Annotated in this window: 1 protein-coding gene; it reads right to left on the bottom strand. The window is 65.2% G+C overall.

What is annotated here, in order from left to right:
* Positions 1–420: beta-ketoacyl synthase N-terminal-like domain-containing protein (locus JK363_RS41705; protein WP_201883527.1), on the bottom strand; the 420-nt coding region annotated here is incomplete at both ends.

The following is a 420-nucleotide window of genomic DNA, read 5'->3' as shown; positions in this document are numbered from 1 at the left end:
CGACCATGACGCCGAGCATCCGACAACCGCTCCAGAAGGAGTAACCCCACACCCTCCCCCCAGCCCGTACCATCCGCCGCCGCCGCGAAAGGCTTACAGCGACCATCAGGAGCCAAACCACGCTGACGCGAGAAACCAGTGAACACATCAGGGGTAGCCATCACCGTCACCCCACCAGCCAGAGCAAGCGTGCACTCACCACGACACAATGCCTGCGCCGCCAAATGCATCGCCACCAAAGACGACGAACACGCCGTGTCCACCGTCACCGCCGGCCCCTCAAGACCCAGCGAGTACGCCACCCGACCCGACACCACACTGCCTGAGCTGGCGAGCATGGCGTAACCCTCCAGCCGTGGGTCACCACCGCTCAGCCCCGCGGCGTAGTCGTGGTACATGACGCCCGCGTAGACACCCGTC

The organism is Streptomyces coffeae, from assembly GCF_016741875.1.
In the GTDB taxonomy this organism is placed as follows: domain Bacteria; phylum Actinomycetota; class Actinomycetes; order Streptomycetales; family Streptomycetaceae; genus Streptomyces; species Streptomyces coffeae.
This window is presented reverse-complemented; position numbering and strand designations above follow the sequence as displayed.